The 13,544-nt window shown below is 62.3% G+C and carries 11 protein-coding genes; 3 read left to right on the top strand and 8 right to left on the bottom strand.

Annotation, left to right across the window (positions count from 1 at the left end; all coding sequences use genetic code 11):
- Positions 1 to 2: 2 nt before the first annotated feature.
- Positions 3 to 374, bottom strand: coding sequence for a DUF732 domain-containing protein (locus D6M19_RS06535; RefSeq protein WP_123024366.1), 372 nt, complete (start codon positions 372 to 374; stop codon positions 3 to 5).
- Positions 375 to 828: 454 nt separating this feature from the next.
- A complete protein-coding gene (locus D6M19_RS06530; RefSeq protein WP_164478362.1) occupies positions 829 to 1,995 on the bottom strand; it encodes a mandelate racemase/muconate lactonizing enzyme family protein in 1,167 nt (388 codons plus the stop codon).
- Positions 1,996 to 2,722: 727 nt separating this feature from the next.
- On the opposite strand from D6M19_RS06530, the gene D6M19_RS06525 reads away from it, so the two are divergent.
- The gene (locus D6M19_RS06525; protein WP_123024364.1) at positions 2,723 to 4,189 is read left to right on the top strand and encodes an aldehyde dehydrogenase; all 1,467 of its coding nucleotides are present in this window, start codon (positions 2,723 to 2,725) and stop codon (positions 4,187 to 4,189) included.
- A 303-nt stretch (positions 4,190 to 4,492) separates the two neighbouring features.
- The gene (locus D6M19_RS06520; RefSeq protein ID WP_164478361.1) at positions 4,493 to 5,500 is read left to right on the top strand and encodes an amidohydrolase family protein; all 1,008 of its coding nucleotides are present in this window, start codon (positions 4,493 to 4,495) and stop codon (positions 5,498 to 5,500) included.
- Positions 5,501 to 5,985: 485 nt separating this feature from the next.
- Here D6M19_RS06520 and D6M19_RS06510 read toward each other — a convergent pair whose 3' ends face one another.
- From D6M19_RS06510 to D6M19_RS06485, 6 genes are all read right to left on the bottom strand, one after another.
- Positions 5,986 to 6,552, bottom strand: a complete 567-nt coding sequence (locus D6M19_RS06510) for an NADPH-dependent FMN reductase (protein WP_123024362.1) — start codon at positions 6,550 to 6,552, stop codon at positions 5,986 to 5,988.
- Positions 6,553 to 6,698: 146 nt separating this feature from the next.
- Positions 6,699 to 7,181, bottom strand: a complete 483-nt coding sequence (locus D6M19_RS06505; RefSeq protein ID WP_123024361.1) for a cupin domain-containing protein — start codon at positions 7,179 to 7,181, stop codon at positions 6,699 to 6,701.
- A gap of 174 nt (positions 7,182 to 7,355) precedes the next feature.
- The gene (locus D6M19_RS06500) at positions 7,356 to 8,147 is read right to left on the bottom strand and encodes a crotonase/enoyl-CoA hydratase family protein (RefSeq protein WP_123024360.1); all 792 of its coding nucleotides are present in this window, start codon (positions 8,145 to 8,147) and stop codon (positions 7,356 to 7,358) included.
- A 13-nt stretch (positions 8,148 to 8,160) separates the two neighbouring features.
- Positions 8,161 to 9,249, bottom strand: a complete 1,089-nt coding sequence (locus D6M19_RS06495; RefSeq protein WP_123024359.1) for a Zn-dependent alcohol dehydrogenase — start codon at positions 9,247 to 9,249, stop codon at positions 8,161 to 8,163.
- A 2-nt stretch (positions 9,250 to 9,251) separates the two neighbouring features.
- Positions 9,252 to 10,478 (bottom strand): cytochrome P450, encoded by a 1,227-nt coding sequence (locus D6M19_RS06490; protein ID WP_123024358.1) that lies wholly within the window; start codon positions 10,476 to 10,478, stop codon positions 9,252 to 9,254.
- Positions 10,479 to 10,548: 70 nt separating this feature from the next.
- Entirely contained in the window at positions 10,549 to 11,733 is a 1,185-nt protein-coding gene (locus D6M19_RS06485; RefSeq protein WP_123024357.1) for an amidohydrolase family protein, read from the bottom strand.
- Between the two features lie 162 nt (positions 11,734 to 11,895).
- On the opposite strand from D6M19_RS06485, the gene D6M19_RS06480 reads away from it, so the two are divergent.
- A complete protein-coding gene (locus D6M19_RS06480; protein ID WP_164478360.1) occupies positions 11,896 to 13,524 on the top strand; it encodes a thiamine pyrophosphate-binding protein in 1,629 nt (542 codons plus the stop codon).
- Positions 13,525 to 13,544 lie beyond the last annotated feature (20 nt).

The following is a 13,544-nucleotide window of genomic DNA, read 5'->3' as shown; positions in this document are numbered from 1 at the left end:
TTTCAGCCCAACTGCTCTTGGCGGGCGGCCGATTTGCGCAGCTGCCAGATCATCGCCGGACACAGTTCGTTGACGGCTTGAGTGATCAGATAGCTCGCCTGGTAGTCGTCAGAGGTGGCGAAGTCGGACTTGATGTGGGCGATCATCGTGTCATATTCGTCGCCGGCGCCGACCTGACCGCAGATCTGCTGACCGTAGGCTAGTGCCTGGTCGGCATTGGCGAAGTTATATCCAGGACGCACAGTCACATTCACCAAGTAGGCAGTTGCGTCGCTTCGGGCGGCGGGCGATCCGGCGAGCGTAGCAGTGACTGTGCACGCCACGCTGACGACCAGCCATGCCGCACGACGAAACAGTGACGACACCTTATCCATTTTGTCTCCACGAGGTTCGACTCGGTCAAAGCTCGCGCGTCACAAGAGTCGACATGTGCCACGAAGTGGGCAATACGGTAGGCCATCACATCGTTGGACTACAAGATGCAGATTGTGATGGTGCCCTGAGCACCACCCTTGCGTCGCCGAACCGCACAACTATCGCGTACCGCCGAACGACCCCGACTGGAAAACCGAGGCGGCGCAATACGTATCGCGGACCCGACGCGCAGAATGTGACATCAGTCTGACCCTTGGGCGGCCCGGGTGAACAACACCTGGTGTCGCGAGGCGACGGTTCGTGGATATGGCTTGGCGGCCGGCCGTCGCGGTCATGACGAGTCCGCGTCCATGGGATCTTCCATCGCCAGTGACGAATGGTGTTGCCGCATCAGATTTCAGTGTCCTGATCATGCCCTGCCGGGCTGGATTGGGACTAAGCCAAGGTCTTGATCTAGTCATTGAGACGCCGCCATGGGCCGATTGCGTGGCGCTCCAAGGCATCCTCGCCGGGGGTGAACCCTGATCCGGGTGACGAACCGACCTCGATCGTGCCGTCCCCACGCAAGCTCAACTCCTCAACGGCCAAGGTGTTAAACCACGGGACATACTCGAGCCATACTTCTTCCTGCCGAAGTGTGGCCAACAACTGCGTCGATACGTGAGGATACAAATGCGGCAACATCGCGGCGCCTGCCCTGTACACGTCCTCAGCGAGATCGACCCAGGCTCGGAGTCCTCCAACACGTTCGGGCTCTCCCACGAGGTAACGCACACCATCGCGCAGGAACCGGTGGAACTCGTCGCGTGCGAAAGCGGTCTCGCCCGTGGCGATCGGAATAGGCGACCGTCGAGCCAGGTCTTTGTAGCCTGCATGGTCGTCATGTGGGAGCGGATCTTCGATCCACCGTAAATCGAAGTCGGCAAACCGTTGTGCTGCAAGCAAGGCGGTGGCGGCACTGTCCCAGCGCTGTAACGCATCGACCATCAAACTCGCGCTGGCTGGCAGGGTCCCCCGCACCGCCTGGATCCTATCGACATCTTCGTCGAGCGTGGGCTTGCCGACGAGCATCTTGACCGCACGGACACCGGTAGTAGCTATGGCGGCCGCTTCCTCGACGAGTTCGTCGATGGTGGCATGCAACATCAGCCCCGTCTGATAGGTGGGAACAAGATTGCGCCGACGCCCCAGGAGGTCCGCGAGACTCTTTCCGCGACGACGGCAGACGAGGTCTTCCACAGCCATCTTGAGGCCGGAAGCCGCGAAGGCGTTCACACCTTGGGCGCCAAGGAACGCCACCGCGCTAGCGATCGAACGGTCGATCCCATCAAGGTCGTCCAATGCATGATTCGGCATGTCGCTGCACAGGCACCGCAACGCCTCCTCGACGACGAGGGCTTGTGTGGGCTGCTGAAACCACAGCAGTGAAAACCCCTGTACTCCATCTCCGTCAGCCAAGCGGATCAACACCGCGGGTAGGTCCGTGGGCGTGAGCTTCCCGTTCGGTAGGAGGAAGGGGCGAATGCCGGTTGGTATGCGCAGGTGTCGCGTCTCGATGAGCACGACCTGCGTCGCCAGCACGTCGGGCTGGGCTATGAAGTGGGCCGTCGCCTCAGTCACCGCCAACGCTCGCAGTTCCTGGACCGAGCGATTCGACTCGGATTGGCCGACAGTGAGTCGTAGGACCACAAGATCGGATCAGCTCTTCTCCTCCCATAACGCACTTCCCACGTCCCCCCAGCTCGGACCCGCGAGTCATGTCGACCGGTCAGCCCCCGAATCGGATCTAGATGACGATCTCGACGAAACGGTAGTCACTCCGAGCACCGCGATCGTGGTTGTGTTGGCACTTGTTTCACATCTGTCGGCTGCGCGTGGGCCTGGAGGAACGCAGAGTACCGGCTCCGGTGGCTGCGAGCAGATCCGATCGACAATCGTGGTGGCCGATACACGACGCGTTCGGAAGAGCCGGTGACCATCTCAAAGCGGTTGCACGGCAATATTACTCGGTGTTACTAGGCGCGGCGATAGGACCGAAGCCCGGCGTGTGGAGTCACCTACGGTACGTGCCAATCGGGGCACTATCGCCACCCCCTAGTTGGCTTGACGGCTGGCCAGATCGCCGATGAAGCTGGTGATCACATCGCGTTGCGCGCCGATAGCCGATCGGCTCGAACCACGTCAAGGGCGTCATGACCAGCCAGGCAACCACCACAGCGAAGACCGTGTTCGGTCCTCGGACGTGGGTCGATGCGTGCGGCTTGGGTGGATCGCGATGCAACCACGGGCAGCGCACCGGCGTGCATCGACGTCGGGTCGGCCCATCGATCTGGTGAGGTAATAATTTATGTCAACTAGTCGTCCCGAGCGCGGTGAGCGTAACCGCGATTCCGTCTACATCGACGGTCGGTGGGTGGCATCGACCGGCCGCAGACGTGACATCGTTTCGCCCGCATCGTTGGAAGTCATCGGATACGCACCCGACGGAACGCCTGCCGACATGGACCAGGCCGTGGCGGCGGCTCGGCGGACCTTCGACGAAAGCTCGTGGTCCAGCCTGCCGGTCACCGAGCGCACCCGTTATCTGCAACGCGCCGGCGAGCTCTACGCTGATCGGGCCGGCGAACTCGCCGACCTCATCACCGCCGAGATGGGAAGCCCGATCACCTTCTCGCGCAACGCTCAAGGCCCTATTGCACAACATATCTTGGCGTACTTCACCGCGCTGGGAGGCCGATTCGACACCGAGGTGAACCGCACCGAATTGAGCCTACCCGCGACGGTCATTCGCGATCCCGTCGGTGTGGTTGCTGCCATCGCACCGTGGAACTACCCTCAGGCGCTGCTGCTTATGAAGATCGCACCGGCGCTGGTCGCTGGATGCACCGTGGTCGCCAAGCCGTCGCCGGAGACAGCCATCGATGGATTGGTGCTCGCCGAAATCTTCGACGCTGCGGGTCTGCCGCCGGGAGTGCTCAATGTGGTTCCCGGCGATCGCGAAGCCGGGGAGCACCTCATTAGTCACCGCGACGTCGACCGAGTGTCCTTCACGGGCTCGACCCAGGCGGGACGGCGGGTCGCCGAAATCTGCGGACGTGATCTTCGGCGCTGCACGCTGGAGCTCGGGGGAAAGTCGGCAGCCCTCATCCTCGACGACGCCGATGTCGGAGCGACCATGGAAGGCCTGCGCGACGGGGCGTTCCGCAACAGCGGCCAGACATGCACCAACCAGACCCGTATCCTCGTCCCCCGGTCTCGGATCGATGAATTCACCGACGCCATATGCGACATGGTGTCCTCGCTGGTCGTCGGCGACCCGTTCGATCCGAACACCGAGATCGGCCCGCTGGTGTCAGAACGTCAGCGCGAAAGGGTCGAGGGCTACGTCAGCGTCGGTCAGGACGAGGGTGCGAAATTGGCCGTGGGCGGCGGACGCCCAGTGGACCTGGATGTCGGCTGGTATGTCGAACCAGTTGTCTTCACCGGGGTCGACAACGCGATGAGGATCGCCCGTGAGGAGATCTTCGGACCGGTGGTCTGCGTGATCCCCTATGACGGAGACGCCGAGGGCCTTGCGATCACCAACGACTCGGAGTACGGATTGGCCGCCAGTGTCTGGAGCACTGATGACCAACGCGCATTGGGTGTTGCCAAGCGTATGCGGACCGGCATGGTGCTAATCAACGGTGTGGGAGGCAGTTTCGACGCTCCGTTCGGTGGCTTTCGACAGAGCGGCATCGGCAGGGAGTGCGGTATCGAGGGCTTGCTGGCGTACACCGAGCCGAAACAAGTGCCCTTGTTCCAGTCAAAGTGAAGAAGCACGAAAGTCGCCGCCACGGCAGCGGAAAGGGAGAAGGTCATGCCTAGCGATCTCGAAGACTCACTATCGGATTCGAGCGTCTTCACTCTCGGTCCCGACTACGAGTTGTCCTTCCTTCCCGAGCCCGAGCCCAGGGCGGTGTGGTGCCCAGTGATCTCCGTGGATGATCACGCCTTCGAGCCTCCAACGCTGTTCGACGGGGTGTCCGCCAAGTTCCGTGACGCTGCACCCCGAATGGTGGAGGTTGACGGCCGACCGGCCTGGCAGATCGGCGAGAAGCAATTCTTCTTCAGCGGCATGGACGGCGCGGCCAATCGACCGATCAACGAGTGGCGATCGATGAAAATGCGGCTACAGGACTACCGGGCGTCGGTATACGACACCGATGCCCGCGTCAAGGACATGGATCTGGCGGGAGTGTGGGCCTCGCTTTGCTTTCCGTCGATCACGTGGGGATTCGCCGGAACGACCCTGTCGCGTCTGCCTGATAAGGAACTCGGCTTTGCCTGCGTCCAGGCATACAACGACTGGGCCGTCGAGCAATGGGCCGGGTCACATCCTGACCGTTTCGTCCCGTGCCAACTGAGCTTCTTGGCCGATGCCGAATTGGCCGCGAAGGAAATCTACCGTAACGCGGAACGCGGAGTGCACGCAGTCAGTTTCACGGAGAACCCCTCACAGCTCGGATTTCCGAGTGTTCACTCCGAGCACTGGGAACCGTTCTGGCGTGCGTGCGCTGACACCGAAACCGCAATCAATCTCCACATCGGCTCATCTGGCCGGATCAGTTGTCCCTCGCCGGACACGCCGGTTCCCGCCCAGGTTGCGTTGTTTCCGCTCAACGGGATCGAGACGGTGGTCGACTGGATCTTTTCCGGTGTGCCGCAGCGCTATCCCGACCTTCATATCGTCCTGTCGGAGGCCGGCATCTCCTGGGTTCCGATGGTGGTTGAGCGCCTGCACCGCGCGTACCGGCAGAAAGACGCTGAGCCCGAAGCATGGTCGGGCGCGACCACGCATCCAGTGGAAGTGCTGCATCGCAACTTCTGGTTCACCTCGATCGAAGATCCCTCGGCGTTCCGCCGCCTCGACGTCATCAGCGAAGACCGGATGATGCTTGAAGTCGACTTTCCGCACACGGACAGTTCGTGGCCCGACAGCCAGGAACTCTTCCGGTCTGAACTGGAGATGTTGCCCGTCGACACGATCAAGAAGATCAGTTACGGCAATGCTGCGGCGCTCTACCACCACCCTGAGCCACCACAGTCCATGCTCGCGGAATCACTTCTGTTCGCTACCACGTAACACTGGCTGGGTGCCAGGGCTGCGCTCAAAGATCCTCCGCCGCATCGGTGAGAGCATCGGCAGGGCAGTTGCTGCGTCGATCACTTCGGGTTCTACTAGGTCGTGGTTCTCGCCCTCCGCCGACACGGTAGCCCGCCCAGCGGCAAGGATGTTCTGCAACCAGTCCACGCGTATCCCATAGGCCAGCGGAATGACGAAGCCATCTTGGGTACGGTCTGCGCCGACCGGCGTTGAATACTGCTTCCCAGACTTCCTGCCGGATGGCGAATTATTGCGGCATACGAATTCTTCCGCCCCGCAAGCAACTTCATGGCCGGGTTAAGCACGAACTTGTTAAAAGTACGAATACTGTGAAGGAGCGGACGGGGCCAGGCTCCTGGTGCAAGCGCCATGTTGCCGAGAAGACTCGCGCGTCAAATGTGTTCGTGCGCAATTTGTCTGCGGATCCGCTCACCTACAGATCTCCTGCATAAGCGGTGCAGACATCATGTCACCCAACCGGGTCCGCCTATCAGTTGAGCCGCAAGCAAGTCGAGTTGAGCACCGACCGTCTCGTCTATGAGCGATCCGTCGTCGTTGAACACAGCGCTGGTCGAATTTATGGCCACACCAAGCGGAGTCGGCCATGCACGCAATGCGTGACCGATGGACCGCAGCTGGCCTAGCGTGCCGACGGCAGCCTGCCACCCATAGGCGCAGCCGATGCAGCCCCACGGCGTGTTCTCCAGGTACGCACGTGGGTCACCGCGGAGGTCCTCGACATAGTCGAGTGCATTCTTGACCAGTCCCGAAATGGCACCGTGGTACCCCGGTGATGCGACGACCACGGCGTCGGCTGCCCGCAGGGCTGTGACCAGCGCCGCAGCCTTATCCGTGCGAAATTGGTCGTGCGGGTTGTACATCGGCAAGTCGATGTCGGCGCCGCAAAATAGTGCGGTGCGGCCGCCATGTCGTTCGACTGCCGAAAGACACAGCCGCAGGGCATGTTCGGTGGATGAGCCCACGCGCAGCGTGCCGCCAAGACCGACGACGAAGGGCTGCTTCTGATTCACAACCACTCGCTTCTACTCGATTGTCACCGCGCGAACACCCCGTCGCCGCGTATGGGCGGTGGCCTTCGTCTGTGACGATTTCGTGAGTACCAAAACGACAGGGACTGCTGGACCTTCACTTCCCCAGAGTGCTGGGCAGACGTTACTTAGGCGTTGTTCGTCTGGTTTTGGAGGCGCGACGTAGCATCGTGAACACGGGCAGTGACGTCTTCGGCGTACTCGTCGCCTGCGTCGTCGCTGATGGGTAGCATGCCGTGCGCAGCAGAGAAAATCTCTACCGATAGACATCCTTCGTCGCCCGCCACATGAGGGCCGTAGTACTCGTGCGGCCGCGACGTCATGATGTCGCCGGGATGGAGAACGTCGCCACCGGGCAAAGTGATCGATCCTTGGATGACCACCTCCACACGAAAGCAGTCATGCGCATGCCGTGGCAGCGTGTCGCCGGGGGCGATTTTCAGCATCGAAGCCACCGGCGCGTCGGGATTGGTCGGCTCATCGGCCATCACGATCGAACCGAGGTCCCATCCCGGCATCACTTCCCGAGTCGCCTCGCCGGCGAACCGCAACTCCGGTGGGGTGATGGAATCGAAGTAGTCAGGGTCGCTGATCTTGTAGTACTTCGGCATTGAAGACCTCCTGTCCGCGGGCTGGACTGTAACGACGGACCGCCGAGTACATGTGTTCCGATGTGTCCCGACGCTTCAACTGTGGACGCTACGGACTGCGGCCGAAGGCGCCAAGTGCCCGCTAGTGCTAGTGCCGCATGTACCACGTTGTCGCGTAGTCGGATCATCCATGCTTCAGCGGTTTCGCCAGACCGGATCTCGCTTCTCGGCGAAGGCCTTTGCCCCCTCGTGCGCATCGTGAGATTGCGCGATGGCGTCGGCCAGTTCCCCTTGTCGCCGCCAGAAGTCCTCGGTAGAGGTACGTGGAACCGCTCGCAGCAGCTCCTTTGATGCGGCCACCCCCAACGGCGCACACCGGGTAATCAGCTCCGCTAGCCTGATCGCTACCTTCAATACGTCGCCGGGCTCGGTCAATCGTGACACGAGGCCTAGGGTGTGGGCTTGTCCAGCGGTCATGCGTTCACCGGTGAAGACCAACTCCGCGATCACCGTGCGCGGAAGAATGCCCTGCAGCCGCTGCAGCGCACCGCCGCTCGGGAACAATCCCACGCGTGCTTCGGGAAGACCCAGTTTCGCATCTGAGGCGGCGACGACCAGATCGGCCAGCAGCGCTAGCTCCAGGCCACCTCCGAGTGCGACGCCCTCGACCGCGGCTACGAGCGGTTTCTTGGTTCCCTCGCGCAAGAGCGTCCGAATACCTCGGGGCTTGCCGAACCGCGCGAACGCCTTGAGGTCCATCCCCGCGCAGAAGGTGTCGCCGGCACCGGTCAGCACTCCGACTCGAAGATCATCGCGATCATCAAGGGTCTGCAGCGCCATTGCCAGGCCCTCCGACAGCGCGGAATCAATCGCGTTCTTCACCCGCGGCCGGTTGAGCGTGATGATCAGGATCCGTTCGTCGACTACGTCGATTAGCACCGCGTCAGCGGGCTCAGATGCCGCGTTCTCGTCGGACGAACCGGTCATCGTTTCGACGGCTTCAGAACGCTGTGATGACGCTGCGCACGACATCACCCGACAACATCGCTTTCATCGCGATGTTGATGTCGTCCAGAGCCACCTCCTGGGAGACGAGGTCGTCGGTCTTGAGTCGGCCGGTCTCGATGAGGTCGATGAACTTCTGGAAGTCGCGCCGCACTTGGGCTGAGCCGGCGACGCAGCCCTTCACGGTTTTCTCCTGAGACTGTAGATCGAAGGCCGGTAGCCGCAGCTCGGCGTCTATCGGTCCGTAACCGACCAGCACGACCATTCCTCCCTTGTCGATCATCGCGTAGGTGGAGGCGACCGCCTCGGGTCCTCCGACCACGTCGAAGGCGTACTGAACCCCCCGACCGCGCATGAGTTCCCGCACGAGTTCGTGCGCTGGACCGGTGGTCGGGTCGATCACGTCGGTGGCACCGACACGGAGTGCGATCTCCCGCTTGGATTCAATGGGGTCGATCGCGATGATGCGGGCGGCACCGGCGACGGCGGCCCCTTGAATCACCGACTGCCCCACTCCGCCGCAACCGAGGACCGCTACCGTCGATCCAGCTTGCACGCGCGCGGTGAACAGCGCGGCTCCCACGCCCGTCGTCATCCCGCAGCCGAGTAGCGCCAGATGTGAGGCTGGAAGGTCAGATTCGATCCGCACGACCGATGCCTCGTCACATGTCAGAAACTCGCTGAAGGTGCCGATTCCGCTCATCGCCACCGTCTGCTCGCCGTTGTGGCGCAGTGCCCTCGGGCGGTGCAGAAACGTTCCGTGCGCGTCACACAGATGCGAGCGACCGGCTACGCAGGACGGACATGTGCCGCAGGCGGGTCGAAAAGATGCGATGACACGGTCTCCCAACGCGACTCGGGATACCTGGGCTCCGACGTCGACGACAACACCGGCACCCTCGTGGCCGCCAATCATGGGGCCGGAGAACATCATCGGGAACAGCCCGTTGCGCATCGACAGGTCGGTGTGACATATTCCACTGGCCTGTACCTGCACCACCACATCGCGCGGCGCCGGCGGCAGAGGCTCGAGCGACTCGACCGACAGGTCCGATCCGAGGGTGTGCAGAACCGCCGAGCGCACCGCTACTTCACCTCCTGGAAGCGCAGTGGGAGATAGTCGACACCCATCATCTGCCCCATCATCAGATGCGGGCTGTGGCGTGGGGTTCCCGCAAGTTCCAGCGGTGGGCGCTTGACGAGCGCTTGCAGCAGGACGTGGATCTCCGCGCGCGCCAGCGTCGCACCAGCGCAATAGTGGGCTCCGATTCCGAATGCGACGTGTTGTCGTGGGTTCGCGCGCACGGGACAGAACGACTCCGGATCCTCGAACTGGGCGGGATCGCGATTGGCAACGGCGTAGAGAAGCACGAGTCGTTCACCCTCCGTCAGCTCACTGCCGTTGAGGGTCGTCGCTGCCGTGGCCGTCCGGAACATATTCTGCACCGGCGGGAAAAGCCGCAGCCCCTCCTCGACAACGCCCTCCAATGGCAACGATCCCGAGCGCAGGTCGGCCTGGATCTCGGCGTGGGTGACCAGATGGTGGACGAGACTGCCGATCGCACGCGCCGTCGTCTCGAAGCCCGCGAACACGAACGAGCGGATGATGTTCATCAGCTCGTCGTCGGTCAACGGCCGGCCGCCGAAGTCCAAGTGCACGAGCGTACTGAGGTAGTCGGTGCCGGGTCGTTCGCGCCGCTGATTACAGTGCACGGCTGACAAGGCGTCGAGCTGCTGAAGTCCCTCCACCATCTTGGGGGTGCCAGCGTTCTCTAGCACCATCGTGGCGAACGACTGCATCTCCTCGTTTGCGTCTTCACCCAAACCAAGCAGGTGTCCCACCGCGCGAACCGGGATCTGCACCGCCACGTTCTGCACGAAATCGACGTCATCGCCGTCAGCGAACCGGTCCAGCATCCGCTCGGTCAGGTCCTCCAGATAGGGCCGCAGTTTGCGAACGCGCGGCGCGCTAAGTGCCTCCATGAATAGCTTGCGGTAGGCGAGGTGCTCGGGGCCGTCGAACTCGATGGGAATGCTGCGTGACCTCCCCTCGTGCGGAGGGTGTAGGACACCATCACGTCCGGAGGAGAAGGTCTTGGTGTTCTTCTCGACCTCGACAATATCGTCATATCGCGTGACGAGGGCATAGCCGCCGTGAGCTGGTGTCTTGGGTACCGGGCACCCAGCATGCAGTCGGCTGTACACCTGTTGCAGAACGTCGTAATTCAACTCACTGTCAAGATGATCGAACGTCTCTGAGAGACGTTCGACGTCCTCGGCGTTGGGCACGTCGACACCCGGCGTCTGAGTCATGTGAACCTTGAATTCCCTTGTTCTAGTCTTCTTTTCGTGTCATTCGAACACGCGTCGGTTGGTATCGAATTCAGTCCGGGATCAGCAGTTCACCGTTCGTCGTGAAGAACTGCTCCCGGGCGGTCGCCGGTGCCGACGACAACGCCTCGGCGAGCACAGTTCGCGAATCCTTGCCACCCTCGACGTGTGGGTAATCGGTGGCATAGCAAAACATCGACCACACGTTGGGATGTTGTTCGAAATACCGTGCCAGCGGCTCGAAATAGAATGGTGTGACCCGCACATTGCGGGCGAGGTACTCCGAGGGACGCATGCTGAGGGTGTCCTTGAGTCGAGACCGGAACATCGTCGCGGCCCAGACGTCGAGCCGGTCTGCCAGCGGCCCCGCCCATCCGGCTGCGAGCTCAATGGCTCCGAAGCGCAGCGTGGGATGGCGCTCGAAGACCCCGCCAAGGACCATTGTCGAGATCATGTTCTCCGCGCAGTAGTGAATATTGGTCGCGCGGTACGGCTCAATGGGTAGCTCGATGCTCGACTTGTCCGACGGGTGGAACACCTCCACGCCCTTCGACCAAGCCGACGAGGTGATGAACCCGTTGTCGGTGCCCAGATGAATGGTTACCGGAACGTCGGCCTCGGCGGCCAACCGCCAAAACGGATCGAGCTGCGGATGAGCCGGCGATGCGCCTGCGGGTGGTACGTTGGCCGGAATCATCAGTGCCCGAATGCCGCGCTCGATCGCGGTGCGCGCCTGTTCGATCATCGAGTCCACCGAGCTGTCTGTCATTACGATCCCTACGGGGCGCACACGGTCGGACGTGGACCGCGTGATCTCTGCGGCCCAGTCGTTGTGCGCGGCGACCGCCAACTGACCGATCTCACGACCATTGAACTTCTCGGCATCAAAACCGAACCACACATGTGCATTCGGGTCGTTGACCAATATCAGCGCGAAGAGCCCGAAGGTAGGAAACACCAGCTGTCGGGCGATACCCATCTCATCGAGGACCGCCGGTCGGCGACGCAAGTCGATCGCAGATGGAGCGCTGGCGCCCTTGAGTTGCCACACCGTCTCCTGATTGATGGGCGTCGTGTCACCGGTCAAGTCCGGCACCGAAAGCGGATTGGCACGGGTCCTAGTCAGGATGTCGAATCCGACTTCGTGGATGCGGCTGGCAATCTCATCGCCGAACACCTCACCCCAAAGCTCCAATGGTGCCATCTCATGGCTGTCGACATCGAGAACCGTTGACACGTCATCCTCCTCAGTGGACCGCAGGCCTTACGGCGATGCTGCGCCGGTGGCGGAGAGCGCACAAGTCGCTACTAATGCTGTTACTAGTTCAACCCCCGTAGCGCCCAAACAGTCACTGCGCTCGACCTCTCCAGGGTGTCGGCGCGTGGTTTCATGGCCCCGATGTCGAAAGAAGTCTCCGGCCATGTAGCCCTTGCCCAAGCGCTTGCCGACCAGCAGGTCACCACCGTCTTCGGCGTTCTCGGTGAGGGCAACATCCACGTACTCGCAGAACTCGGCGAGAACCACGACGTGCGGTACGTCAAGGCAGCCCGTGAGGACGGCGCACTTCTGATGGCCGGTGGGTACGCCGCGGTCACCGGGAGGGTCGGAGTCGCGTCGGTGACGCACGGCCCCGGTCTGACCAATACCATCACCGCGCTGACCCACCTGTCCCGTGCACGCATTCCGATCGTGGTCTTCGCGGGCGACACCGACACGCGTCTTCCGTTCGGGCGTCAGCACATCGATCAAGCCGCACTGGTCGCACCGACGGGTGCGGGTATTCAGCAGTTGCGATCAGCGGACGCGATAGCCGACGACGTGGCTCGCGCCTTCGGCCGGGCGCGCGCCGAACGCCGGCCGATAGTGCTCAACGCCCCGGTTGACGTGCAACGGGGCACAACCACGTACACGCCGTCACAGGTCCAGGTCGCATCGCCACAGGCCGTCGCGCCTGATGTCGCAGCGCTGGACCTGGCCGTGGGCGCAATCGCTGCGGCTCGGAGGCCAATCATCGTCGCGGGCCACGGCGCAGTGCTCGCAGATGCTCGCAAATCCATACTGACACTGGCGGGGCGGATCGGTGCACCTGTGGCAACCACGTTGCGCGCCAAGGATTTCTTCCGGGGAGAATCATTCGATCTCGGGATCTGCGGGACGCTGTCGCATGGTGCAGCGGTGGATACCATCACCGCCGCCGACTGCCTGATCGCGTTCGGCGCGAGTCTGAATCCAGATACCACCGCCAACGGTTCACTGCTCGAAGGCAAGCGCATCGTGCACATCGATCTCGAGCCGGCACAACTGGGGCGGCACACCGACGTCTCAGTCGCGGTGCAGGCCGACGCCAACCGCGCCGCCTCCACTCTCGTCGAGTGGTTCGACGAACTTGACCTTCCTCGAAACGGTGGTCTGTGCACCGACGATCTCCGCACGCGATTGGCGGATTTTGATCCGCACAACGAATACCCGCCCTACGAAACAGAACTCGTCGACAGCCGGGAACTGACCCTGGTGCTCGACGAGGTCTTCCCGCGCGAGCGAACCTACGTCTGCGACTCGGGACTGTTCATGCTGCCGGGATATGCGTGGTTGCACGTGTCCGAACCGACGGCATTCGTGGAAACAGTCGATTTCGGTTCGATTGGGCTGGGACTGGCCACCGCGATCGGGGCGGCCATGGGGCGTCCAGACCGCCCTACCCTGCTCACGGTCGGTGACGGCGGGCTGACCATGGAGTTGCAAGAACTGCTCACTGCCGCGCGGTATGGACTCGACGTGGTGGTCGTGGTGTTCAACGACGGTGCCTACGGAGCCGAAATCGCGGTCACCGACAGAATCGGCAAGGGACACGACCTCGCCTTGCTGGGTGACGTGAACTTCGCCGCCATCGCAGAAGGCATGGGTGTCAAAGCAATTCGTATAGAGCGATCCGATCAGCTGAGTGCGATCCCGGAAGCTATCAGGTGTCATCACAGGCCTCTCCTGATCGATGTCAGAACCGACGCCCGCACCCCGGTACCGCGCTAAACGACGAACGAGAGGATCGA

This window comes from Mycolicibacterium stellerae, from assembly GCF_003719305.1.
GTDB lineage: Bacteria > Actinomycetota > Actinomycetes > Mycobacteriales > Mycobacteriaceae > Mycobacterium > Mycobacterium stellerae.
Note: the sequence above shows the minus strand (reverse complement) of the source record. Positions and strands in the feature narration are given on the sequence as shown.